This window comes from Acidovorax sp. NCPPB 3576, from assembly GCF_028473605.1.
Classification (GTDB): Bacteria; Pseudomonadota; Gammaproteobacteria; order Burkholderiales; family Burkholderiaceae_C; genus Paracidovorax.
Genome location: NZ_CP097267.1, coordinates 4,485,191 through 4,510,217, shown reverse-complemented (window position 1 = coordinate 4,510,217; position 25,027 = coordinate 4,485,191). Strand labels below are relative to the sequence as shown.

Annotated in this window: 18 protein-coding genes; 9 read left to right on the top strand and 9 right to left on the bottom strand. The window is 67.3% G+C overall.

Annotated elements, in window-relative coordinates; genetic code table 11:
* Window positions 1-30: 30 nt before the first annotated feature.
* The 3 genes from M5C98_RS20550 to M5C98_RS20540 form a co-directional block, all read right to left on the bottom strand.
* Window positions 31-501 carry a hypothetical protein gene (locus M5C98_RS20550; protein WP_272549282.1) on the bottom strand — a complete coding sequence of 157 codons (471 nt, stop codon included), beginning with the start codon at window positions 499-501 and terminating at the stop codon, window positions 31-33.
* Complete coding sequence (locus M5C98_RS20545; protein ID WP_336298489.1) at window positions 492-794, bottom strand: hypothetical protein; 303 nt, start codon at window positions 792-794, stop codon at window positions 492-494. Before M5C98_RS20545 ends, M5C98_RS20550 begins: the two co-directional genes overlap by 10 nt.
* A 101-nt stretch (window positions 795-895) precedes the next feature.
* Complete coding sequence (locus M5C98_RS20540; RefSeq protein ID WP_272549280.1) at window positions 896-1,228, bottom strand: peptidoglycan recognition protein family protein; 333 nt, start codon at window positions 1,226-1,228, stop codon at window positions 896-898.
* A gap of 234 nt (window positions 1,229-1,462) precedes the next feature.
* On the opposite strand from M5C98_RS20540, the gene xrtH reads away from it, so the two are divergent.
* From xrtH to M5C98_RS20505, 7 genes are all read left to right on the top strand, one after another.
* Window positions 1,463-2,020: an exosortase H gene (gene xrtH / locus M5C98_RS20535; RefSeq protein ID WP_272549279.1), complete on the top strand. Its 558-nt coding sequence runs from the start codon at window positions 1,463-1,465 to the stop codon at window positions 2,018-2,020.
* A 13-nt stretch (window positions 2,021-2,033) separates the two neighbouring features.
* A complete protein-coding gene (locus M5C98_RS20530; protein ID WP_272549278.1) occupies window positions 2,034-2,819 on the top strand; it encodes an exosortase H-associated membrane protein in 786 nt (261 codons plus the stop codon).
* A 59-nt stretch (window positions 2,820-2,878) separates the two neighbouring features.
* Window positions 2,879-4,291 carry a carbohydrate porin gene (locus M5C98_RS20525; protein WP_272549277.1) on the top strand — a complete coding sequence of 471 codons (1,413 nt, stop codon included), beginning with the start codon at window positions 2,879-2,881 and terminating at the stop codon, window positions 4,289-4,291.
* Window positions 4,292-4,640: 349 nt separating this feature from the next.
* Window positions 4,641-9,050, top strand: coding sequence for an RHS repeat-associated core domain-containing protein (locus tag M5C98_RS20520; protein WP_272549276.1), 4,410 nt, complete (start codon window positions 4,641-4,643; stop codon window positions 9,048-9,050).
* 6 nt (window positions 9,051-9,056) lie between these two features.
* Complete coding sequence (locus M5C98_RS20515; protein ID WP_272549275.1) at window positions 9,057-9,554, top strand: hypothetical protein; 498 nt, start codon at window positions 9,057-9,059, stop codon at window positions 9,552-9,554.
* A 33-nt stretch (window positions 9,555-9,587) separates the two neighbouring features.
* Window positions 9,588-11,177, top strand: a complete 1,590-nt coding sequence (locus tag M5C98_RS20510; protein WP_272549274.1) for an RHS repeat-associated core domain-containing protein — start codon at window positions 9,588-9,590, stop codon at window positions 11,175-11,177.
* Entirely contained in the window at window positions 11,177-11,479 is a 303-nt protein-coding gene (locus M5C98_RS20505) for a hypothetical protein (RefSeq protein ID WP_272549273.1), read from the top strand. The genes M5C98_RS20510 and M5C98_RS20505 overlap by 1 nt, the downstream gene beginning before the upstream one ends.
* A 320-nt stretch (window positions 11,480-11,799) precedes the next feature.
* Here M5C98_RS20505 and M5C98_RS20500 read toward each other — a convergent pair whose 3' ends face one another.
* Together M5C98_RS20500 and M5C98_RS20495 are read right to left on the bottom strand one after the other, a co-directional pair.
* Window positions 11,800-14,703 carry a response regulator gene (locus tag M5C98_RS20500; protein ID WP_272549272.1) on the bottom strand — a complete coding sequence of 968 codons (2,904 nt, stop codon included), beginning with the start codon at window positions 14,701-14,703 and terminating at the stop codon, window positions 11,800-11,802.
* Window positions 14,704-14,751: 48 nt separating this feature from the next.
* On the bottom strand, window positions 14,752-16,113 hold the full coding sequence (locus M5C98_RS20495; RefSeq protein ID WP_272549271.1) for an ABC transporter substrate-binding protein: 1,362 nt from the start codon (window positions 16,111-16,113) through the stop codon (window positions 14,752-14,754).
* A 288-nt stretch (window positions 16,114-16,401) separates the two neighbouring features.
* On the opposite strand from M5C98_RS20495, the gene M5C98_RS20490 reads away from it, so the two are divergent.
* Entirely contained in the window at window positions 16,402-20,100 is a 3,699-nt protein-coding gene (locus M5C98_RS20490) for an IPTL-CTERM sorting domain-containing protein (protein WP_272549270.1), read from the top strand.
* Between the two features lie 115 nt (window positions 20,101-20,215).
* On the opposite strand, the gene M5C98_RS20485 is transcribed toward M5C98_RS20490, so the two are convergent.
* Window positions 20,216-20,914 carry a response regulator transcription factor gene (locus tag M5C98_RS20485; RefSeq protein ID WP_272549269.1) on the bottom strand — a complete coding sequence of 233 codons (699 nt, stop codon included), beginning with the start codon at window positions 20,912-20,914 and terminating at the stop codon, window positions 20,216-20,218.
* A 308-nt stretch (window positions 20,915-21,222) separates the two neighbouring features.
* On the opposite strand from M5C98_RS20485, the gene M5C98_RS20480 reads away from it, so the two are divergent.
* Window positions 21,223-21,708 carry a hypothetical protein gene (locus M5C98_RS20480; RefSeq protein ID WP_272549268.1) on the top strand — a complete coding sequence of 162 codons (486 nt, stop codon included), beginning with the start codon at window positions 21,223-21,225 and terminating at the stop codon, window positions 21,706-21,708.
* Window positions 21,709-21,737: 29 nt separating this feature from the next.
* Here M5C98_RS20480 and M5C98_RS20475 read toward each other — a convergent pair whose 3' ends face one another.
* The 3 genes from M5C98_RS20475 to M5C98_RS20465 are packed head-to-tail and all read right to left on the bottom strand — an operon-like array spanning window position 21,738 to window position 25,027.
* Window positions 21,738-22,796, bottom strand: a complete 1,059-nt coding sequence (locus M5C98_RS20475; protein ID WP_272549267.1) for a serine/threonine protein kinase — start codon at window positions 22,794-22,796, stop codon at window positions 21,738-21,740.
* On the bottom strand, window positions 22,789-24,234 hold the full coding sequence (locus M5C98_RS20470) for a serine/threonine protein kinase (RefSeq protein ID WP_272549266.1): 1,446 nt from the start codon (window positions 24,232-24,234) through the stop codon (window positions 22,789-22,791). Before M5C98_RS20470 ends, M5C98_RS20475 begins: the two co-directional genes overlap by 8 nt.
* A 34-nt stretch (window positions 24,235-24,268) precedes the next feature.
* On the bottom strand, window positions 24,269-25,027 hold the full coding sequence (locus M5C98_RS20465) for a metallophosphoesterase family protein (RefSeq protein WP_272553360.1): 759 nt from the start codon (window positions 25,025-25,027) through the stop codon (window positions 24,269-24,271).

The window sequence follows — 25,027 nt, the reverse complement described above, 5'->3', positions numbered from 1 at the left end:
TTTTTTATTGGGCTGCGATGGTGGCCAGGGCTACTTCGAAGGCTCTCGGTCCGGCAGGTCCAGCAAGCCTGTGCACCGTGCGCAGTGCAGGTAGCGGCCGGACGCCTGCTCCTTGCCCGCGACGACCGGCGTGAGCAGGGCGGTGCCGGCATCGTTGGCGATGCCAAGTGTGGCAACGCGGCCATCCTTGAACCGGATGCGGGCCTCCGTGTAGCAGTCACCGGTGAGGAAATGGTCGTGCAGATAGGCACGGCGGTCGATGGGCCTCGAATGGGCCAGGAATCGGTGGACATCCTGCTCTGCCAGCGGCCGGGTGCCAACGCAGGGGGCGGACTCTCCCGCTGCGTTTTGCGCCGCGGGCCGCGTTATCTCGACCGATGCCACGGCTGCAACCGGATAGGACTTGCGCGCAGGGGCGGGCGACTTCGATTCCTGCGCATGGGATGGAAAGAGATGTGCAGCGATGCACAAGGCGGCGATGGCATGCCTTTTCAGCGCCATAGAGCGGTACTCGCTTCGGTTGCGTTTTTCCGGCTCACGTCGGGGTGCCGGTGGACTTCCGACGAATTCAGGTGGAGCGTGCTGACCAGTTCGTCGACGAGCCACCGCAGGGAAAGGTTTTGCGCGGTGGTGATGGGTTCGTAGACAGACTTTTCTCCCAAAAATGCATCTTGCTGTGCTTTGCTGAGTCCTGCAGGCATTTTGACGTCCGGCGGGAGCGAGGCAATTCCCACGATTTCGATACCGATCGAGTCGATGTTGCTGGGATACCGCACCGGGACGGATTTGGTCATCTCCATTTTGTTCATGCGCTCCACAGCACTGTTTTGCGGAAAATCCTTCGATTTCCGGAAGGCAGCGGACGTACAGCGGTGCTCCGCAAGGCAACGGGCTTTCAGCGGGCCCACATGATTCGTCCGATAACGGACCGATGCTGTTTCGATGCTGTTTGATAGAGGGCGCCATTCTTGGCGATGAGAAAGTGCGCACCGTTTCCCCCTGACTGGTAGCTGGCAAAAACGCCTTGCTCGTTGGGGGAGCCGGTTTGATGAACGATGATTCCGGTAATGGAACGCATGGCCGAACGCTCGATGATGGTGAATCGACGCGGCTGGATGCGCGACGCGGTCACCATGCCTTGTGGATCAATTTGAAGCATATTTTTATATTCAAATGATTTTGGAACGATGCTGGCACGTCCCTCCGGCTGTACCACGCGCCGCATCATAGTGATAACTCAACCTGGATTAATTCCAAGTTGGTAACTAAAGGTTGCGGGCTTTGCGATGGGCTGATGCGTCCCATCGCGCTTCGGCCCCTGCGGCTGGTCTATGAGCAGGCAAGGTGGAGCGCCTTCCCGGAAGTAGACGTCCATCCGCAGGCTTTTCCCATGGCATGTGGAGGCATGCTGCCTGGATAATGTGCGGCGGTCCCTTTTTCTACTCTGCGGAGCCTTCCCGGCATGTTGCGCTTTTTCCTCCTCTTCCTGACCCTGCAGTTGACGATGTTCGGCATCAACATGCTGGGCTGGGTGCAGCAGCACCTGGTGCTGCCGTGGACGGCGTTGCTGGCCCGCATCTGCGCCGGGTTGGTCACCTGGTTCGACAGCTCGGCGGCCGCCTCGGGCAAGGTGCTGTGGAACCAGGCCACGGGCTTCGGCGTCTCCATCGAAGCGGGTTGCAACGGCATCGAGGCGTGCATCGTGCTGTTCGCCGCCGTCATGGCGTTTCCGTCCACCTGGCGCCACAAGCTGGTCGGTCTGGTCGCCGGCTTCGTGGCCGTGCAGGCCATGAACATCGTGCGGGTGGTCAGCCTGTTCTACCTGGGGCAGTGGAACACCGCCATCTTCAACTTCGCCCACGAATACCTCTGGCAGGCGCTCATCATGGTGGACGTGCTCATCGTCTGGCTGCTGTGGGTGCGGGCCGGCAGCCGGGGCGGCGCGGGTGCTCCGCCGAACGAGCCGCCAGCGGCACCACCCTCGGCGCCGTCCGCTTCCCCTGCGGCCGTGCCGGCGTGATCCGCGGCACCGCATGCGCCGCGCCGCCAGCCTGAAAATCTTCGTCCTCGGCCTGTTCGCCGGGGTGGTGCTGCTCACCCTGCTGTGGATCCGGGTCTCGCCCTGGACCTCGTACCCCGTGGGCATGGTGGCCGGCGGGGTTCTCGAACACGCGGCCCCGGGCTGGGTGCGCGAGACGCGGCTGCGGCCCGGCGCGTTCGAGGTCGATACCTCGGTGGCCGTCGCCACGCCGCAGACCGGCAACCGCCTGGTCGAGATCACCGTCGAATCCGACCCCGGCCGCTATGCCTACGGCCTGCCCATCTTCCTCGCCCTGCTGCTGTCTGCGCGCGGCCCGGGGCGCACCTGGCGCGCGCTGGCGGGCTTTGCGCTGCTCGTGCCGCTGCAGGCCTTCAGCCTGGTGATGCACCTGCTCATGCAGGTGGTGCTGACGGCGCAGCTCGACGTGCGCGTGCTCAAGGTCGCCCAGTGGCAGCTGGAGGCCTTGGTGTACGGCTACCAGGTGGGCGTGCTGGTGCTGCCCACGCTCGCGCCCATGGTGCTGTGGCTGTGGCTGGACCGGCAGTTCGTCAACGAGGTGGTGATCGAGGCCTGGCGCCGCTCCCTGCCGGCCGCGCGCGCCGCCGCGCCCGTTCCGGCTGCGGCGGTGGTGGTATCGCCCGAGCCGCCTGCCGCGGACGTGGTGGCCGGGCCTGCGGACGCCGTTGCCGAGCCGGTCCTCCACGTGCCGCCCGGGCTGGGCGGCAAGGTCTCGGCCAGTGCCGCCGCCACGCTGCCTGTGCGCAAAAAACCACGCTGAAGCGCGCGGCGATCGCGCGGACACGCGCAGGCCACCGGGGCCTGACAGAATGCCGCCGCATGCTGTCGCTCCTCTCCCATTTCTTCCGTGGCTTCGGGCCCCGGCGCGTGCTGCAGGCCGCGCTGGGCGGCACCGCGGCCGTCCTCGCTGCCCAGGCCCTGGCCACCCCGTCCGGCGACGCCGGCAACCCGGCGGACGGTGACCCGCCCCCCTGGGCCCTGCATGCGCAGACCACCTACGTGTGGCAGCACAAGCCCTCGTTCGATGCGCCCTACACCGGCCCCAACAGCCTGGTGCCCACGGCCGAGCGCTCGTATTCCTTCACCGCCACCGCCGACCTCGGGCTGCGCCCCTGGAGCGGCGCGCAGATCCACTTCAACCCCGAGGCCGGGCAGGGCGTGCCGCTGTCGCACCTGTCGGGCGCGGGCGGGCTCTCCAACGGCGAGCTGGCCCGCACCTCGGGCGCGCAGATCAAGGCCTACCGCGCGCGCCTGTTCCTGCTGCAGCGCTGGGACGCGGGCGGCGACACCGAACGCATCGAGCCCGACTTCAACGAACTGGGCGGCAGCGCCAGCGCGCGCCGGTGGACCCTGGTGGCCGGCAACCTCTCGCTGCTGGACTACTTCGACAACAACCCCTACGCCAAGGACCCGCGCGAGCAGTTCTTCAACTGGTCCTTCCTCACCCCCGGCGCCTGGGACTACGCGGCCGACGCACGCGGCTACACCTGGGCCGGCATCCTCGAATACCGCACGCCGCAGTGGGCCGTGCGCGGGGGCCGCGCCCTGCAGCCGCGCGAATCCAACGGCCAGCCGCTGGACCGCTCGTGGACCCAGCACTACGGCGACCAGATCGAGGCCGAATCCGACCTGCCCGTGGCCCTGCCCGCCGGCCCGCTGCGCGGGCGCGTGCTGCTGTTCCGCAACCGCGCCGTCATGGGCGCGTTCGCCGATGCGCTGGCCGCGTCCCGGGCCGTTGGCGGCACGCCGGACGTCGGCGCCGTGCGCCGCCTGCAGACCAAGACCGGCTGGGCCCTGACCCTGGAGGCCCCGCTGGCCGAAGACGCCGGCGTGTTCGTGCGCGCCAGCCGCAGCAGCGGCCGCCAGGAAACCTACGCCTTCGCCGAGATCGACCGCCAGCTGTCCTTCGGCGGCCAGATCGCCGGCACCGCCTGGGGCCGCGCCGCCGACCGCGTGGGCGCCGCCGTGGCGGTCAACGGGTTGTCGGCCGACCACCGCAACTACCTGGCGGCCGGCGGGCTCGGGGCGTTCCTGGGCGACGGCGCCCTGCGCTACGGCAGCGAGCGCGTGTGGGAGGCGTATTACCTGCTCACGTTCGCCCCGGTGCCCATGCCGGGCGGGCCGCTGCAGTCCGCCGTGTCGCTGGGGGTGCAGCACATCGTGCACCCGGGCTACAACCGCGACCGGGGGCCGGTGGATGTGGTGTCGGTGCGGGTGCATGCGGAGTTTTGAGGGGCGCGGTGGTCATGCACGCATTGGTTGCTTATAAATAAATAAAATTGTGACTAATAATTCAGTTTTTTGGCATCAGACAAAACGGCAGGCGGGAGAAAGAATGCAATGTGCGAAAAATGAGGCATCGGTTGACGGTGCCTTGACTGTGGGCTTCCTTGTGTTTGGCGCACCGGTGCTCAGAGCTGCTGCACCTCAAAGCGGTTTTTTGGGGTGGACAGCGTTTGTCACGCTCCGGCTGAGCGGTTTTTGCCGTTGCGCGATGGTGCGGGCACTGTTGCACGCTGCGTTGGGCCTTCTCATGCTCACAGGCAATCTCGCGGCGCATGCGGAATTGCAAAAAAGCTTTATGTACGCTTGGCCAACGGGAAACCCGAAGTTCGCCACCAAGGAGGCGTACTGCGCGTGGTTTGCTGGAGGCTATTCCAATGCCACGGGCTTTTCGGTCGCAGGCGACTACTGCGCCGTCGACTCTTCGGCGGGTCCGGGGGATTACTGGACCCCCATCTGGAAACAATCTACGTTGTCCTGCCCGCCCAACAGCATCACCACGGCGAGCGGCACCTGTGCCTGCCAGCCGGGGTTCGCCGAGGACGTGCCCACCAACGCCTGCATTGCCGCCACGCCAGAACCTCCGGCACTTTCCTGCAGGGCCTCCGGCGTGGAAGTGGGGCAGCCCATCATGCCGTCGAACGAAGCCAAGGTCCGCACCGAGACCGACTGGAGCGGGCAGGGGCCTGCGGCGCTGTCTTTTACTCGGCGGTACGAAAGCACGTGGGGCAAAGACCCGGGCCGGCCCCAAGGGCCCTTGAGCATGGCCTGGAGTCACAATCATCAAGCGTTTCTGTTGGCCAGTAGTACGTCCACCGGCATCAGCGTGAGCATCACGACGGGAGAGGGCCACCTGCGGACCTTCTTCAAGGCGACGGGCAGCAGCACCTGGACCACGGCCAGCAACGACGTGCTGACGCAATCGGCCTCCGGCGCCTGGACCTACCAGCGCAGCGACGACGACGCCACGCTGCAGTTCAGCAGCGGCGGCAAGCTGCAGTCGGTCACGGCGCGCAACGGCTGGGTGACGTCTTACGCGTACCACACGTATGGACTCTTGGCCTCCATCACCGATCCGTTCGGGCAGAAGCTCTTGCTTGATTACCAACCGTCGGGCCGGCTGACCTCTGTTACCACACCGGATCAGCAAGTCATCCGCTATGCCTACGACGGCAGCGGCCGGCTCTCCAGCGTCACCTATCCCGATGGCAAGAGCCGGTCCTTCCTGTACGAAGATGCGGGCTTCCCGCAGGCCCTCACCGGCATCGTGGACGAGACCGGTGCGCGCTGGGGCACCTTCGGCTACGACAGCACGGGCCGGGCCACCAGCACCGAACTGGCCGGCAGCGTCAACCGCTACCAGGTGAGCTATCCGGCAGCCGATGGCTCTGGCGCCACCGTCACCGACCCCCTGGGCACGGCGCGCACCTTCAACTACAGCCTCAACCTGGGCAAGCTGGTCGTCAGCGGGGCCAGCTTGCCCGATGGCACCGGCAAGCCCGATGCCGCGCAGCGGGTGCAGAACGCGCAAGGGCTGATCGAATCCGAGACCGACTTTCTTGGGAGCGTGACGACGTACCAATGGGATGCGGGCAGGCGCGTGCCGCTGAGCACCACGCAGGCCAGCGGCACGGCGCAGGCGCGCACGACCAGCACCGAATGGCACCCGCAGTGGCGCCTGCCGGTCAAGGTGACGGAGGCGGGCCGCGAGACGGCCTACACGTACGACAGCCAGGGCAACGCCCTCACGCAGACGATCAAGGACACCTCGGTGAACCCGCCCGTCTCGCGCACCTGGGCCTGGACCTACCACCCCTCGGGGCTGATCGCCAGCGAGACCGACCCGGGCGGCGCCACCACCACCTACGCCTACGACAGCGCGGGCCACCTCACCCAGGCCACCAACGCGCTGGGCCAGAGCAGCCTGTACACCCACGACGCGGCCGGCCGGGTGCTCACCCACACCGCGCCCACGGGCCTGGTGAGCAGCTACCAGTACGACGCGCGCGGGCGGCTCACGCGGGCGCAGCGCGGCGACGAGGTCAGCAGCTATACCTACACCGCCAGCGGCCAACTGGCCAGCGCGAGTTTGGCCAGCGGCTACGCCACCAGCTACACCTACGACGCCGCGCAGCGCCTGACCGGCTGGAGCGACAACCGGGGGGCGAGCGCCAGCTACACGCTGGACGGCATGGGCAACCGGGTGGCCGAGAGCATCACCGGCGCCCAGGGCCAGGCCGCGTGGACGGTCGCGCGCACCATCAACAGCCTGAACCGGGTGGAGAGCGTCACCATCGGCTCGGCCGCCACGGGCGCGCTCAGCACGACCGGCTATGGCTACGACGCCAACGGCGAACTCATCCGCAGCACCGAGACCGTAGGCGGCGCCAGCCGCAGCACCACCCTCGCGCTGGACGCGCTGCGGCGCGTGAAGACCCTCACCAACGCCCAGAACGCCAGTGCCGCGCTGGTCTACAACGCCCAGGACGCCATCACGCAGGCCAGTGACTTCAAAGGCGTGGCCACCAGCTACACCCGAGACGCGCTGGGCAACGCCAAGCAGGAATCCAGCGCGGACAGCGGCACGGCAAACAGCACCTACGACAGCCTGGGCCTGCCGCAAAGCCTCACCGACGCGCTGGGACGGGCCACCGCCATCACGCGCGATGCGCTGGGCCGGCCCACGCAGATCGTGAGCAGCCTGGGCGGGGCCAGCCGCACCACCGTGCTGCGCTACGACCTGCCCGGACCCGAGTACAACGCCAGCGGCAGCCCGAGTGCCAGCGTGGGGTCCTTGAGCGAGATCCAGGACGCGGGCGTCACCACGCGCTACCAGCGCGACGCGCAGGGGCGCATCACCGCGCGCACCCAGGTCCTGGCCAACGGCAGCAGCAGCACCGTGGGCTACCAGTACGTTCCCGCCGGCAGCGCAGGCGCGGGGCAGATCGCCCGCATCACCTACGCCAGCGGTCGCCAACTGGTGCACCAGTACGACGCCACCGGCCAGCTCACCGGGCTGCAGTGGAACGGCCAGCCGCTGGTCACCGGCATCACCTGGAGCCCGCTGGGCCAGGCCACTGGCTGGCAATGGCCGGGCTTTGCGCAGACCCCCGGCAACCCCGCGCCGCTGGCCGAGCAGCGCAGCTACACCAGCGCGGGCCAGCTGGCCGCCAGCGCCCTGCTGCAGCTCACCTGGGACAGTGCCGGGCGCATCGTGCAGATCACCCAGCAGCACATGCTGCCCACGCAAAGCAGCACGGTGGCGCAGCAGGTGGCGCTCACCAGCGCGTACAGCTACGACGCCACAGGCCGGCTCACCGCCAGCGCGCACAGCGCGCCCAACACCCTGGTCCTGCCCGGCGACAGATCGTTGAGCGACACCATCGGTGCCAACGCCAGCGGCTACGCGTGGGATGCCAACGGCAACCGCAGCCAGAGCTACTACAGCAGCAGCACGGTCGGGGGCACCGCCACGCTGCAGCGCGACTATCAACTCGCCAGCAACAGCAACCGCCTGGGCGGCTACACGCAGACCTTCACGCCAGCGGGCGGCAGCGCGCAGACCAGCACGACTGCCTACAGCCACGACGCCACCGGCTCGATCACCAGGAAAGGCGACAGCTACCTGCACTACGGCGTGGACGGGCGCATCGCCAAGGCAGGACCCAACGCCGACCCGGCCAACGCACTGGCGGTGAGCTACACCTACAACGCCCTGGGCCAGCGGGTGTTCAAGAGCGATGCGCGGCTGTCGGGGGCGAACAACCCGGCCATTACTCAACAGACCGTCTATGCGGAGGACGGCATCGGCAGCACCGTGCTGGGCCAGTACGGAAACCGAAGGAGCAGCGACAGCGCGGCAGCAGCGGGCGAGATGGACAGCACCGAAGTGATCTACCTGCCCACCGCGAACGGGCCGATGCCCATCGCCGCGCAGATCAATGGCAGGTTGTACGCCATCGATGCGGACCATCTGAACACGCCGAGACGCCTGACGAACACGCAGGGCCAGGTGGCGTGGCAGTGGCTGATCACGGGGTTTGGGGAGGCCAACCCGACGACCGGGGCGACCAATTACTCACAGAGCGGGCAGGGCAGTTCCAACTATGCGGAAGCCATCAAGTTCGACCTGCGGTATCCGGGGCAGGTGTTCGATGAGGAGACCCAACTGAACTACAACCTGAACCGGTCCTATGACCCGCCTTCGGGGCGGTATTTCCAGAATGATCCCATCGGGCTCAATGGGGGCTGGAATCGTTATGGATATGTGGGCGGGAATCCGCTGAACTTTACTGATCCGACGGGCCTCAAGCACAAAGCGAATAGCGCTCATTGTTCGGCTTTACGTAAGAAAATTCAAAACCTGAATAACGACTTGGATGATCGTTGGAGTGATTTGGCGGCAGACCGACTAAACTTGCCTGAACGTCTTGGGCCGGGCGAGTTACTTAGCCAAACCAAGCGCGGTCACAGAACGATGATTAATGATCGTGAAAGTAATCTGCGCAAGTTCGAAAAACGGTATTCAGACGAGTGTGAGGATGACGACGATAACAGCAGTAGCCAAAGCTGCGATACCGGTTGCGCGGCTGCTAGCGCGGCGGCCACTGTCGGTGTGGGGTATGTTGCATACCGTTGTCTTCGCATGCTGCCATCGTTGTTTCCACCCTTGTGGCCAACGATTCCCGCCAATGTCGTTCTTCCTTGATGCATCATGAATTTGATTCCATTCATACAGAGGCTCTCTGCCGCCGTTGTGGCCAAAGACAAAACGGAATTTCAAGAAGTTTGCTTTGATCTGGAGTACACCCAACTGGAATGTGAGTTCTGGTCGCAAGAGGTTTTTGACTTCTTTGCTAATGCGCTACAGGACAAAGCGACTTGCAGTGTGACGGGCAGCAGCAGCTTGGTCATGAGTCTTTACAACGACTTTAATAAGCTGACAAAGCCACAAATTGCGAATCTGATAGCAATCTTCGATGAGAATGCAGAAGATTATGGCGACGAAATTTTGCGTCACTCGGTGAGCGACATGGTTGCGCGAAAATATCCAGTCGAGACGGCCATGAAGCTTTTTAAACAATGGCGACAGAGCACCTCTTCGGAGCGCTTGCATATGGCGCAAGTGGGGTTGGAAATCCTAATAATGACGGGCCGCCTCGATTCGAATACTGAAAAATCTGCAAGGTTACTTCTCGGATCAACTAGATGAGTTACTGTAAATTAAAAAGCTAATGGCCTGGCTTTGCGCAGACCCCCCGGCAACCCCGCGCCGCTGGCCGAGCAGCGCAGCTACACCAGCGCGGGCCAGCTGGCCGCCAGCGCCCTGCTGCAACTGACCTGGGACAGTGCCGGGCGCATCGCGCAGATCACCCAGCAGCACATGCTGCCCACGCAAAGCAGCACGGTGGCGCAGCAGGTGGCGCTCACCAGCGCGTACAGCTACGACGCGGTGGGCCGGCTCACCGCCAGCGCGCACAGCGCGCCCAACCCCCTCACGCTGCCCAGCGGAACGGCATTGAGCGACACCATCGGTGCCAACGCCAGCGGCTACGCGTGGGATGCCAACGGCAACCGCAGCCAGAGCTACTACAGCAGCAGCACGGCGGCGGGCACCGCCACGCTGCAGCGCGACTATCAACTCGCCAGCAACAACAACCGCCTGGGCGGCTACACGCAGACCTTCACGCCCGCGGGCGGCAGCGCACAAACGACCAACGTCAGCTACATCCACGACGCCACCGGATCGATCACCAAGAAGGGCGACAGCTACCTGCACTACGGCGTGGACGGCCGCATCGCCAAGGCGGGGCCAAACGCAGACCCGGCCAACGCATTGGCTGTGAGCTACACCTACAACGCTCTGGGCCAGCGCGTGTTCAAGAGCGATGCTCGGCTGTCCGGGGCCAACAACCCGGCCATCACCCAGCAGACCGTCTATGCGGAGGACGGCATCGGCAGCACCGTGCTGGGGCAGTACGGCAGCAGAAGGAGCAGCGACAGCGCGGCACCGGCAGGCGAGATGGGCAGCACCGAAGTGATCTACCTGCCCACGGCAAGCGGGCCGATGCCCATCGCCGCGCAGATCAACGGGCGGCTGTACGCCATCGATGCGGACCACCTGAACACGCCAAGACGCCTCACCAACACGCAGGGGCAGGTGGCGTGGCAATGGCTGATCACGGGGTTTGGGGAGGCGAACCCGACGACCGGGGCGACCAATTTCGCGCAAAGCGGGCAGGGCAGTTCCAACTATGCAGAAGCCATCAAGTTCGACCTGCGGTATCCGGGGCAGGTGTTCGATGAGGAGACCCAACTGAACTACAACCTGAACCGGTCCTATGACCCGCCTTCGGGTCGGTACTTCCAGGCGGACCCGATTGGACTGGATGGGGGATGGAATCGGTTCTTGTATGTGGGAGGAAATCCGGCTTCCTATACTGACCCGACAGGCGAGTTCGCAATCGCCATTCCGTTGATTCCAGCGATCATCACGGGAACTGACATTGTGGTTGGAACTGCTCTGGGTACGCTAGGTTATGGGCTGGATCGCATGTTTGCGAAACCGCCTAAGAATGCATATGACCCAAATGGGCCCAAGGCGCCGGGCAAACCCGGTGATGCCGAAGGCTTCAAAGATCCTAAGGGCGGCGAAAACTGGATGCCCAATCCGAATCCTGGAAAGGGTGGTTCTGGCTATGGCTGGGAAGATGCTAAAGGGGATGTGTGGTGTCCGACTGGCCCAACTGGTCCTGGTAGCAGAGCGCATGGAGGACCACATTGGGATGTGCAGACGCCAGGTGGCGGTTATAGAAACGAGCGACCGAGACAATGATGAGTAAATACACAATGATGTTGCGCATTCCTGAGCCAACTCGCTTCTATTGCGAGGCGGATGAAGACCACTTTTTTAGTTGGCTACAAGGCATTGCCGCTGTTAAAGCGTTTGTAGGAACGCCTGATGGGCTTGACTTAAACATCGAGATGCCAATCGATCAACTGAGTTTTTATGAATTGGTTGGATTGATGACTAGATACCAATTGGATAAGAAATGTCTTCGTCCGCTTTGCGATGGTCATAAAGACCCTTGGTTCAGCAATCAGCAGAACTACTGGTATGAGTCTGTTTTTGGGTAAAGCCTTGAAGTTCTCCTAACAGATGATTGTCGGGTGCGAACAACCCGGCCCTCACCCCGCAGACCGTCTATGCGGAGGACGGCATCGGCAGCACCGTGCTCGGCCAGTACGGCAACCGAAGGAGCAGCGACAGCGCGGCGGCGGCGGGGGAGATGGACAGCACGGAGATCATTTACCTGCCCACGGCAGCAGAACCGATGCCAGTGGCCGCGCAGATCAACGGCAGGCTGCACGCTATCGATGCGGGCCATCGAATCACGCCGCGAAGGCGTGACCAACACGCAAAATCTTGTGGGATGGCAATGGCTATGCAACTGGGTTCATGTGCGACTCAAGGCCATTTTCAACTCCTGCAGCCCAAGAGCCATCGCCTCCTCGGCCCACCGAATAAGTGCATCCACCTCTACCCCATCCTTCGCATCCGCGGCCTTTTCTAATGCCCGAGTAATCCCGCTCAACCGCTGCAGCCCAAAACTTCCCACCGTGCCCCCCAACTCATGGGTTTCCTGTCGCAAGCGGCTCCAGGCCCCGGCGTGGCGGGCGTCGTGGATGCGTTCCAGTCGCTGCTCGCAGTCGTGAATGAATCGGGCGACCAACGCATCAAAGCGGTCAGCGGTGAACACGCCGCGCAGTTCCTGCAGGGCCTCTTCATCGAAGAGCGCATCCGCGCCCGCTTCAGCGGCCCCGGCGACGGGTGCTGAAGGAGCATGGTGGTCGTCGACTTTTGCGCCCTGTGACATGAATGCCGTCGCAGGGGCAGCAGGCACCTCCTGCCCGCCAGGCGCCATCCAGCGCGACAAGGTGGCCCACAGCCTTTCCTCCAGCACCGGCTTGCTCAGGTGGTCGTTCATGCCGGCCGCTTTGGTGCGCTCGATGTCCTGGCGCGCGGCGTTGGCGGTCATGGCGATGACGGGCAGGTGGGCGAAGCGCGGGTCTTGGCGCAGCGCTCGGGTGGCGGTTAGGCCGTCCATCACGGGCATCTGCATGTCCATCAGCACGGCGTCGTAGTGCGTGCCATCGGGCGCTTCGTCGAGGCGGCGCAGGGCTTCGGCGCCGTCGTTGGCGGTGTCCACGTGCAGGCCGCCGGATTCCAGCAGGCCCGCGGCCACCAAGCGGTTGAGTTCGTTGTCGTCCACCAGCAGCACGCGCAGGCCGGCCAGCGCCGCGGGGGCGCTCGGGGCGCGGGCGCCGCGCTCGCCCTGGGCGGGCAGGGCCGGGCGGGCGCTGCGCTGCACGCGGGCGGTGAACCAGAAGGTGCTGCCTTCGCCGGGCGTGCTGTGCACGCCGGCATCGCCCCCCATCAGCAGGGCCAGCTGGCGCGAGATGGCCAGGCCCAGTCCGGTGCCGCCGAAGCGGCGCGTGATGGTGGCGTCGGCCTGGTGGAAGGCCTGGAAGAGGTGGGCCTGCTGTTCATCGGTCAGGCCGATGCCGGTGTCGCGCACGGCGCAATGCAGGATCAGATCGCCTTCTCCTGCCTCCATGCCGGCGGCGGGTGAGAGGCCTTCGGCCGGTGTGGCGGCATGCGCAGAGAGGGTCAGGGCGACTTCGCCCGCTTCGGTGAACTTGATGGCGTTGTTCACGAAGTTGACCAGCACCTGCCCGATGCGGTGCGGATCGCCCAGCAGATAGGGCGGCACGCCTTCGGCGACTTCCACGCGAAAGCGCAGGCCCTTGGTCTTGGCCTTGTGGTCGAACAGCTCCGACAGGTCGGCCAGCAGGGTGGGCAGCTCGAACGGCACGGTTTCCAGCACGAGGTGGCCGCCGTCGATCTTGGAGAAGTCGAGCGTGTCGTTGACGATGCCCAGCAGCCGGCGGCCGGCGCGGTACATCTGGTCCATGCGCTCGCGCTGCGGCGGCGCCAGGCTGTCGTCCTTGAGCGCCAGCTGGGCCAGGCCCAGGATGGCGTTCAAGGGGGTGCGGATTTCGTGGCTCATCACGGCCAGGAAGGTGGCTTTCTCTTCGGCGGCCTGGGCCAGCGCGCGGGCCTGGTTCTTTTGCTCGGTGACGTCCAGCCACACGCCGTTGAACAGCACGGCGCCATCGGGCAGGCGCCGCGCGGTGGCCAGGGTCTTGAGCCACCGGCTGCGGTCGCCGTGCGCCACCTCGACGTCGAAGTCCAGCGGCTGCAAGGTGCGCAGGCTGTGCTCGAAGCGCTCGCGCAGCGCGTCCTGCCCGGACGGCGGCAGGCCGTAGGTCTGCTCCACGGGGCCTTCCAGGCGCAGCAGTTCGTGCGCGGGCCGGCCCTGCAGTTCGGCAGCCTTGTCGCTCACGAAGAGAAAGCGCTGCCAGCCATCGGGGCGCACGTGCATCTGGAACACGGCGCCGGGAATGGCGCCGGTCAGGTCCACGAGCTGCTCGGACAGGCGGCGCGCCTCGGCGCTCGCGGCCACCTCGATGGCCAGGCGGTCGGCGCGCTGCATGCTTTCCTTGAACACCTGGAGCGCCTTGGCCATGGTGCCCACTTCGTCGCGCCGCTCGGTGCCGGTGACGGTGACGGTGTCGTCGTAATCGCGGTCGGTGAGCCGCTCCATGTGCCGCGTGAGCCGCAGGATGGGCCGCGAGATCTGGAAGACGGCCACCCACGACGACAGCGCGATCACCAGCGCCAGGCCGATGCCCACGGCCAGCGCGGTGGTCAGGATGGTGTCGCGCGTGACCTGGCCGAGCCGAACGGACGATTCCTGGAACTGCGTGACGGAGTCGTTGCGCTGGTGGTTCATGTCCTGCTGCAGTGCGCGCAGGGCGGGCTCGAACTCGCCGTGGATGATCTGCAGCGCCCGGTCGCCGCGCCAGCGCGAGGCGGCATCGACGATGCGCGCGGCCAGCGCGAAGGCGGCGGTGGCACGTTGGCGGATGGCCTGCAGTTGCGCGGCATTGGCGGGCACCAGGGCTTCGGTGGTGTCGATCTGCCGGTTGAACTGCGCCTGCAACTGGGCCAGGCTGGTCAGGGCGGCGCGCATGGTGGCCTCGTCCTGCTCGGTCAGCACGGCATACACGAGGCGGCTCGATTCGCTCAGCAGCAGGGCTGCATCGCCGATGTGCAGCGCGCTCTGCGCCTCGCGCTCGATCAGCGCGTTGTACTGCTGGTCGATGCCGCGCATCTTGCTGGTGGCGTAGAGCATCGACGCGGTGGAAATCACACCCATCAACCCGACGAGAAAGACGATCTTCGCGGTGAGCGGCAGGTGGGAGAAGGACCGCAGGACATACCGGGACAAGGACATGGTCGCTCCGTGGAAGGGTGGGCGCAAAAGCGGCGTGCGGGTGAGGGGTCAGGAGGGCTTGCGGGCGATGGCCGCGCGCAGCGCCGCCACGGCGCCGGGCGTGTCCAGCCGGCCCTGCAGGTGCCTGGTGACCACGTCGTACACGGCGGCCTTCACGGCTGACGGGTGGGCATTGCCCATGGCGATGGAGCCCATGAGGGTGCGGCGCATGTTGGCGCCGCGCAGGTCGGTGATGGCGCCCTGGCCGCAGCGGTTGAACGGGGCCTGCTGCACGTCCACGCGGGCGGGCGCCGCGCCGGTGCGCACGTTCACGGCCACCTGCAGGTCCGGGTCCATGAGGATGGAGGCGAAGCGCTCCTGCGCCGCGCGCTGGCGTGCGGGCTGCTTGAAGAAGACGAACTGGTCGCTGTTGAAAAGGTACATGCCCTGGGTGTCGGGAAAGCGCCAGCACTGGTAGTCGCGGTCGGGCAGCATGCCCCGCACCTTGAATTCGCCGTCCACCCAGCTGCCCTGCACCTGCAGCAGGGCCTGCCCGCCGGCGACGAGGTCGGTGGCCTGGTCCCAGCGGCGGCGCATGAAGCCCGCGTCCAGGTAGCCCGCCAGTTGCCGCATGCGCTCGAAGATCACGGTGGTGACCGGGGCGTCGAGCGCGGTCGGGTCCAGGTCGAGAAAGGCGCGCCGGTAGAACGCCGCGCCGCCGGTGCCGGCCGCGACCGATTCGAACAGCAGCGTGTGTTCCCACGCCTCCTTGCCGATGGCCAGCGGCAGGATGCCGGCGGCGCGGGCTTTGCCGAGCAGGGCGATCAGGTCGTCCCAGGTGTCGGGCGGCGTGGCGGCGCCCAGCCGGCGGGCCAGGGACTGGTTGACCCAGAGCCAGTTGGTGGAATGCGCGTTGAACGGGGCCGCCACCCACTGGCCCTGCCATTTGGAGAGCTGCTGGATCTCGTTGGGCACGACCTCGTCCCATTCCTCGCGCGCGGCAATGCCGTTGAGGTTTTCCAGCAGCCCGCGCCGCGCCCATTCGTGGATCTCGTAGCCGATCATCTGCGCCGCAGTCGGCACCCGCCCGGCGCGCACACGGGCCGCCAGCACGTCGGTGTAGCGCGCGGTGCCGCTGCCGGGCGAGAAGTCTTCCTTCCACGCCAGGCCGCGCTGGCGCGTGAAGTCGCGGATCGCATCCATGCTGGCGCGCTCGCCGCCGGTCACCCACCAGTGGAACACCTCCACGCCCGCCGGTTCGGCGCGGGCGGGCAGGGCCAGCCCGGCCAGGAAAGCCAGCCAGAGCAGCAGCGCGGGGCACCCCCACTGTGAAAGGAGCCGAGGTCGTCCCCGGTGGAAAGGGCGAAGGGCGGACGGAGCGGAAGGAACAGGGGCAGGCGAGGCGGGGGCGGCAGCGAAGGTAAACGGCATGCGGGGAGTGTCGGCGATGGGGCTGTCTCGCAGCACGGGGAGCGCGCTCCCGGACGATAGCCGTGGGCTATGGTTGTGGCGCATTACTCACAAGCGCAAGACCAAATGTCAACAATTGTTGAATTCTGAAAATCAAAGTGCCGACCCCCTAGATTCGCGGCAATCCCGGCCACGCCGGCAAGGCATCGCGCGCCGATGTTCTTGCCCCAGACCCCATTTCGGCCCTCGCCAGGGCCCCAGTGGCGTCGCGGCGTGCCCGGATCTGTTTACAACAATCTGGAGATCGGTATGGTTCTTTCCTTTGCACGGCGGGCAGCGGGCCTGCTGTGGCCTGCGTTCGCTTCCGCGCCTGCTCGCAGTCCCGTCGCGCGTCGAGTTGGGCTGGGCCGGCGCATGCACGGCCTGCTGCTGGCCGGGTGTCTGCTGGCGCCTGGGGCCGTGCTGGCCCAGACCACCGACATCCTGGTCAACCAGGACGCGGTGCCCGCATCCGCCTCGGGTCCTGCGGGCGGCACCTTCCATTACGTGGTGACGGTGCGTCACAACACCGGCAGCGCGGCCACCGGCGTGATCCTCACGGACAAGCTGCCCGTGGGATCGGTGTTCCAGTCGGTCACGACGACTCCGGCCGGCATGACCTGCACGCCGGCCATCGCGCCCGGTACGGCCATCACGGCCGGCAACCAGACGGTGCAGTGCGATCTGGGCACGATGGCGGTCAACGCCACGAAGGTGGTCGATTTCGAGGTGGTGTTGCCGACGGTGTCCACCAACTGGATCAACAACGCCCGCGTAACGCGCAACGAAACCGATTCGGACCCCAGCAACGACGCGCTGGACCGCCGCATCACCACGACCGAAGCGGCCGACCTGGCCCTGACCGTCACCACCAACCCCGCGGCGCCCCCGGGCAATCCGCTCACGCCCGGCCAGCCCTACCGCTACCTGGTGGATGTGAACAACCTGGGGCCCATCGGCATTCCCGCCGCAGGGCGCGTGGAGGTCACGTTCAGCGTGCCCACGGGCGCCGCGTTCACCCGCGTGGGCGGCACCAACGGCTGGACCTGCTCGCCGACGGCCTCCAACGCCTCGCCGCTCGTGTCCCCCGGCTCGCCGACGCCCGCCACGGTGGTCACCTGCTCGCATGCCGGAGCGGTGGCCAATGGCGACGCGGTGCCGTCGCTGGAGGTGCAGGCTGCTCCCAATGTGACCGGCTCCATCACGACGTCGTTCTCGGTCAAGGGCTACAAGGATGCGTCCACGGAAATGCCCGACGGACAGCCCGCCAACAACACCGGTTCGGCCGAGGTCAACGTGGCCGGCACGGCCTCGGACGTCTCCGTGACCAAGGCCGTGAACGGTGCCACCACCTATGGGCTCAACGACCAGGTGACCTACACGGTCACGCCCCGGCTGAACGGCGGCACTTCGCTCGCCGGCGTGCCGGTGCAGGTGGTCGATACGCTGGGCACGGGCCTGTCGTACGTGTCCGCCACGGGCACGGGATGGACCTGCACCCCGGCGGGCCAGGTGATCACCTGCGACCTGCCCGGCGGCTATGCAGGCGCGAACTTCAGCAACATGCCGGCCATCACGGTGGTGGCTTTGGTGCAGCAGACAGGCACGCTGCCCAACACCGTCACGATCGACGCGCCGACCCGCACCGATCCCGACACGACCAACAACGCGCCCGCCAGCGTCTTCATCACGGCGACCAACGTGGCCGACCTGCAGATCACCAAGGCCGCGTCCAACTACGTGAACGGCCAGGGCGTGGCGGTGGCCATCGGCCAGACCTACCAGTACCGCCTGACCGCGCGCAACCGCGGACCGCTCGCCATCGCAGCGGCCGCCGCCACCGTGCCGGCCGCCCCGAGCATCGTCGTCTCCGACTCGGTGCCCTCCGGCGTGACCCTGACCGGCCTCAACGCGGCCTCGGGTACGGGCTGGACCTGCTCGGCACTGCCGCTGGTGGGCCCGGGCACCTTCACCTGCGAACGCACGGCCGGGCTGGCCGTGAATGCGAATGCCCCCGACATCGTGGTCGATGCGGTGCGCACGACCGCGGGCTCGGCCACCAACAACGCCTGCGTGAAGTTCAGCCCCGAGACGGGCGGCACGCGCGAGGACCCGTGGTACACCGACCCCGCGCACGGCATCAACTGCCAGGGCGTGGGCGTCGGGGCATCCGACCAGACTCCCGGCAACGAGGTGCAGGCGGACCTGAGCATCGTCAAATCCGTGGACAAGCCCACGGTGCCCGCGGGCGACGTGCTGACCTACACGATGGTGGTGACCAACAACGGCACCAGCGCCGCCACCAACGTGAGCCTGCGCGACGTGCTGCCCAGCCTGGTGACCAGTGCCTCGGCGCCGGGCCTGGTGTCGGTGAATACGAGCGCCGGCACCTGCACGCCTTCGGGCGCGTCCAACGTCAACACCGCCACGCTGCTGTGCTCGCTCGGCACGCTCAACAGCGGCGCCAGCGCCACGGTGACCGTGGCCATCCGGCCCACGGTGGCCACCACCGCGAACCGCACCAACACCGCCACGGCCTATTCGCCCGAGGTAGTGGACCCGGTCCTGGGCAACAACACCGCATCGGCGACGAGCCAGGTCACGGCCCGGGTGGACCTGGTGGCCTCCAAGACCGTCTCGCCCACGCCGACCGCGATCTCGGGCGAACCCATCACGTACGTGGTGCGCGCCAGGAACAACGGCCCGTCGTCGGCCGAGAACGTGTGGCTGAGGGACGTGCTGCCCGCCAACGGGGTGCTGATCGGCACGCCTGTCGCCTCCAACGGCGGCGTGTGCGATGCCATTCCCGCCGGCAACGGCGGCACGCTGAACTGCCGCTGGGGCACCACGGGCAACAGCGTGTTCCTCGCCAATGGCGGCCAGTACGAAGTGACCTACCGCCTGCGGGCGGCGGGCGCCTGGGCGCCGGGCGTGAAGCTCTCCAACACGGTCGAGATCGGCACCGTGACGGACGAGCCCGTGCTGACCAACAACCAGGCCGCGGCCGAGATCACGCTGACCCAGCCCGAGCTGGACATCCTGGTGTCGATGGCGCACAGCGCCGACGCCATCGCCCTGGGCGCCGAGACGACCTACACCATCACCGTGAAGAACTCGGGCCCGTCGTTCGGCACGAACGTGGTGATGACGGACACGTTCCCGGTGACCCACCCCACGAACGGCGCCTCCTCGGCCACGTTCGGCTTCACGGGCGGCCTCACGGTGGACAAGGGCGGCTCCTGCACTTCGCCCGCCGTCGGCGCGACCTCGGGCAGCGTGTCGTGCACCTTCCCGGGCCTGGCCAAGGACGAGGTGGCCACCATCACGTTCAAGATGAAGGCGATGAGCCTGCCGGCCGGGGCCGCTTCAGGCACGATCTTCCACAAGGCCGTGGTGTCGGTGAGCGAAACCGAGTTCCTGCAGGGCGGGCAGAACACGCAGGTCAACAACACGACGTACGACCAGACGTCCACCAAGCGCGACCCGATCGCCACCGACCTGTCGATCCTCAAGGCCGGCCCGGACGGCCCGATCGCCCCGGGCGCGGATGTGGACTACACCTTCACCGTGCGCAACAACGGCAACCTGACCAGCAACGGCGCCCAGGTGGTGGACCCGCTGCCCGCCGGGCTGACGTTCGTCTCCTCGGCCGATTGCGTGGCCGCGGGCAATTCGGTGACCTGCTCGGTGGGCGAACTGCTGGCCGGTGCCAGCCGCACCTTGCGCGTCAAGACCCGTCTGGCACAGCCCTACACCGGCACCGGACCGCTGGTGAACACCGCCACGCTGGATGCGCCGGGCGATACCAATCCGGCCAACAACACGTCGAGCAAGACCACGACCGTGCAGACCCCGCCCGATGCGATCACCAGCGTGCCGACGCTGTCGCAGTGGGCGCTGATCCTGCTGTCGTGCCTGCTGGGCGGGCTGGCGCTGCGCCAGTCGGCCCCCGGCGCCCGCCGCCGCTGAGCGCAGGCGGCAAGCCTGGCCCCAAGGAAAAAAGGGCGGTCCCGATGAGGGGCCGCCCTTTTCTTTTTGTACGGGAGGCAGGGGGCGAAAGAGGGCGCGCGTCAGTGGCCCCGGGTCAAACCGACTGGGTCACCTCGACCGCGTCCAGGCGGTAGCCCATGCCATACACCGCGTTGACCACGTAGCCGTTCTCCGGAGACAGCGCGAGCTTGCTGCGCAGCCGCGAGACGTGCGTGTCCAGGGAGCGCGAGGGCACATCCTGCACCTCGCCCCAGACGCTTTGGCGCATGTGCTCGCGCGACAGCAGGCGGCCCGCGTTCTGGAACATGAACAGCGCCAGGTCGTATTCCTTGTTCTTCAGGTCCACCAGCGTTCCGTTCATACAGAGCGAGCGGGTCTTGGGCTCGAAGCGATAGCGGCCGAAGTCGAGCGTGCGCGCGACAGCGGAAGGGTACGCGCGCCGCAGCAGCGCCGCGGTGCGCGCCATCAGCTCGCCCATGCGGATGGGCTTGGTCATGAAGTCGTCGGCGCCGCAGTTGAGCGCCTCGACCACGTCCTGCTCGGCGTTGCGGCGCGTCACGAACAGGATGGGCATCTGCGGCGCCAGGCCCGCGCGCAGCGCGTGCACCACTTCCATGCCGCTCATGTCCGGCAGGTGCCAGTCCACGATCAGCAGGTCGAAGGTCTCGGTCCGCAGGGCCTTGAGCAGGCTGGCGCCATCGGTAAAGGGGTGGAACAAGTGCCCGGCATGTTCGGCGGAGGCTTGGATCAGCTCAATCAGGATCGGATCATCGTCAAGGGCAGCGATACGCATGGGGCACCAGCAAAAGCGAACGGGAACGGTGTCGCCGGTCTCGAAAGGCGACATGCGGAAGCTACCCCTAAATTTAGCTATCGGTTGGAAAGTGACAATTGTTGACAGTTATCGAAAGGCCGTAGGAGTGGTTTGTGGCATCGGCGCATCGGCGGCGCTTCGAGTGCGCCGGGGCCCATTGTTTCGCGCGCGGAAATGGACGGATTCGCAGCCGCGGTTTCGTTTGGATGCGCCGGTCTTCGCCCTGCCTCCCCGTTGTCCAGCGCGTTCAGAGAGCATGGCCCGTTCAAAACTTTGAGGACGACTTCATGGGCAATTGCATCGGCAGCTCCAGCGGGAACGCTTCCGTTCGCCGCCATCAGGACCAAGGCACGGCAAGTACCCATGCCAGTGCGCAGGCCGAAGAATCGGCATCGGCTGCGTTCGGAGTGGATGCGGCGCTGTCCGGACTGCGCTCGCGCGAACGGAGAATCAATGGACTGCTGGGCCCCGACACCAATGAGTTGCTTGGCTCGCCCGTGCGCAGGGAACTCGAATCCTTGCGCACGCGGGTGCAGTCAGCGGCGGGAGATTTGACGGCGCTGCAGCAAACGCTGAATCGCCAGAACTCTCAACGCATCGACCTGGGCGATGACCCGGTGGGTGCCGTGCGATTGTTGACCGCACAGTCCGAACGATTGGGAAGGCAAGTGGAGCCCGTCATCCAGAGACACGAGGAAGCCATCGACGACCTGCAGAACCGCACGGGCTTGGCAGAGGGTCATCCGTCCATGCGCTTTCCGCAGGGCCGCTAAGGCCATCGGGCATCCAATGCTCGCAGCCCTCAGGCCGACAGCGGCGCTTCCTGCATCGCTTCCATCTGTTCGTGCAGCATGTCCACCTGCCCGCGCCAGTAGTCGCTGCTGCCGAACCACGGGAAGTTGATCGGAAAGATCGGGTCGGCCCAGCGGCGCGCCAGCCAGGCGCTGTAGTGGATCAGCCGCAGCGTGCGCAGCGGCTCGATCAGGGCCAGCTCGCGCCGGTCGAAGGGGCGGAACTGCTCGTAGCCGTCCAGCAGCGCGGACAGCTGCACGGTGCGCTGGCGGCGGTCGCCGGACAGCAGCATCCACAGGTCCTGCACGGCCGGGCCGGTGCGCGCGTCGTCCAGGTCCACGAAGTGCGGGCCGCCGCCGGGCCGGTCGGTGGGCGTCCACAGCACGTTGCCGGGGTGGCAGTCGCCGTGCAGGCGCAGCGCTTTCGCGTCTTTCAAGGCAAAAGTGCTGCCTGCCGCCGTATTCCATGCACTTTTTGCTATCAATTGAATAGCATCTTCGCAGGCGCTGCGCCAGGCCGACTGCTGGTCCAGCGGGATGATCTCCTCGGCCAGCAGCCAGTCGTGCGGCTCCTGCGCGAAGGTGGCCGCGTCCAGCGCCGGGCGCAGCGCGAAGGGCCGGGCCTCGCCCACGGTGTGGATGCGGGCGAGGAAGCGGCCGATCCACTCCAGCACCTCGAAGTCGTCCAGCTCGGGTGTGCGCCCCCCGCGCCAGGGGCTGACCGAGAACGCAAAGCCCGCGTGGTGGTGCAGCGTGCGGCCCTGCAGTTCCAGCGGAGCGACCATGGGCACCTCGGCCTGGGCGAGTTCGGCGGAGAAGGCGTGCTCTTCCAGGATCTGCGCATCGCTCCAGCGATCCGGCCGGTAGAACTTGGCGACGACGCGGCTGCCGTCTTCCAGCGACACCTGGTACACGCGGTTTTCGTATGAGCCCAGCGCCATGAGGCGGCCATCGCCGTACAGGTCCACGCTGGCGAGCGCGTCCAGCACGAGGTCGGGGGTGAGGGGCGCGAAGGGGTGCGAGGAGGAGGAAAGAGAAGGGGTGGGCTCGGTGCCGGGCAGGTTATCCATGGGGGGCATTGTCGCCCCCGCCCAGTTCGGTGAAGGGCAGCTGCTGCTTGACCAGGATGACAGTGCACGGTGCATCGCGCGCCACGCGGATCGCAATGGTGTCGATGAAGCGCGCCAGCGGCACGCCGTGCGTGGCCGCGCCCACGATCATCACGCCCACGCGGTTGCCCTGGGCGTAGCGCACCAGGGCCTGGGCCACGTCGCTCGCCTCGATCACCTGGTGGCTGGCGCTGTGGCCGGCCAGGTCGAGCCCGGCGGACCACTGGCGCAGGCGCACCAGGTGGCGGCGGTGCAGCGTGGTTTCGCTGCGTTCGGTGTCGGATGCACTGCTCGCCGAAGGCGAGATGACGGTCACGCAGGCCAGCCGTGCCCCGGGGCGGATGCCCAGCGAGCGCGCCGCCGCCTGGCGCAGCGAGTACAGCGTGGCATCGCTCGCATCCTCGCCGGGCACGGCCACCATGAGGATGGGCGCCGCCTCGATCTGGCGCGCCGGCAGCGGGCTGGGCTGGTAGTGCATGCCCGCCGCCTTGAGCCAGCGGCGCAGGTGCGCCCGCACGCCCGGCCCGCGAAGGCGCTGGCCGCGCTCGGTGACCGGCACCTGCTCGGGGTGCATGAGGTCGAAGGCCAGGTGCGCGGCCGAGGGGTAGCGCTGCGCCGCCTCGGGCTCCAGGCAGCGCAGGATGATCTCCTGCAGCCACTCGGGCACCTGCGGCCGGTGGCGCCGCGGCGGCGCGGGCGTCATCCACAGCCGCTGGCGCAGGCCGCCGCGCGTGGTCGGGGCGCCGAAGGGCAGCTCGCCGGTGGCCAGTTCGTACAGCATCACGCCGATGGCGAAGAGGTCGCTGCGCAGGTCGCCGCGCACGCCCACCACCTGCTCGGGCGCGATCCAGGCGGGCGAGCCCACGGCCTCGCGCATCTCCTCGGCCAGCAGGTCGGGGTAGTGCGCGTGGCACGAGAGGCCGAAATCCAGCAGCACCGCGCTGCCGTCCTGCCGCAGCAGCACGTTGGCCGGCTTGAGGTCGAGGTGGCACACGTTCTGCTGGTGCAGGCTGTGCGCGGCATGCGCCATGGCCGCGCCCAGGTGGGCCACGGTGGCGGCGTCCGGCGCCTGCGGCAGGTCCAGCCAGTGCTGCAGCGTGTGGCCTTCGATGTATTCCATCACCAGGTAGGGCAGCCGCGCCAGGTCGCCCGCCGCGACGAAGCGCGGCACGTGGCTGCCGCTCAGCGTGGGCAGGATCTGCAGCTCCACCTCGAAGCCGACGATGGTCTCGGCGCCGTCGCCTGCCGTCATGCGCGGGATCTTCATGGCCATGGGAAAGCCCGGGTCGCGCGCGGCGCCCGCATAGGCCACGCGGTACACGTGCGCCATGCCGCCCGCGTGCAGGCATTCGTGCACGACGAAGCCGTCCACCTCGGTGCCGGGCGCGAGCAGCTTCATGCAGCGCTCCGGGCGGGCCGAGTGACGGCTGCGCTCACCGCCCCAGCTCCAGCCGGTCGGCGAAGAAGGCCGGCAGGCCAGCGGCGCGCACGGCGGCCGCGGCCGCGGCATGGTCGTAGGGCACGCGGTGGAAGGTGACCGTCGCGGCGTGGTCGTCGAACAGCACGTACATGGCGCGCACGTCGCGGTCGCGCGGCTGGCCCACGGAGCCCGCGATGCCCAGCCACTGGCGGTGCGGCGGCACCGGCACGGGCACGCCGGGCTGTGGCGCAAAGCGCATCAGCTTGGCGGTGGGCGTGAGGAAATACAGCGCCTGCTCGTGCACGTGGCCGCAGAACACGTAGCGGATGGCGGGATCGAGCTGGCTGGCCGCGGCCATGCTGCGCTCGGCCGCGCCCGCGTCCTGCACGTAATGCCAGTGGCCGGGCTGATCGGCGCTGGCGTGCACCAGCAGCGTGTTCGCTCCCAGTCGGCGCGTGAGCGGCAAGGCGGACAGGAAGGCGCGGTGGTGCGGCGACAGCTGCGCGTGCGTCCACTGCGCGCTCTGATCGCCCATCTGGGTGGGCGCCTGCGGCGGGTCCAGCGCCGCGACATCGTGGTTGCCCAGCACGCAGGGCGCGCCCTCGGCCGCCAGGGCCATCGCCTGATCGACCACGGCCACCGGGTCGCCGCCGTAGCCCACCAGATCGCCCAGCAGCGCGAACTGCTCGGCGCCCTGGGCGCGGGCATGCGCCAGGCAGGCATCGAGGGCATGGCGGTTGGCGTGGATGTCGGCGAGCAGGGCGATCTTCAT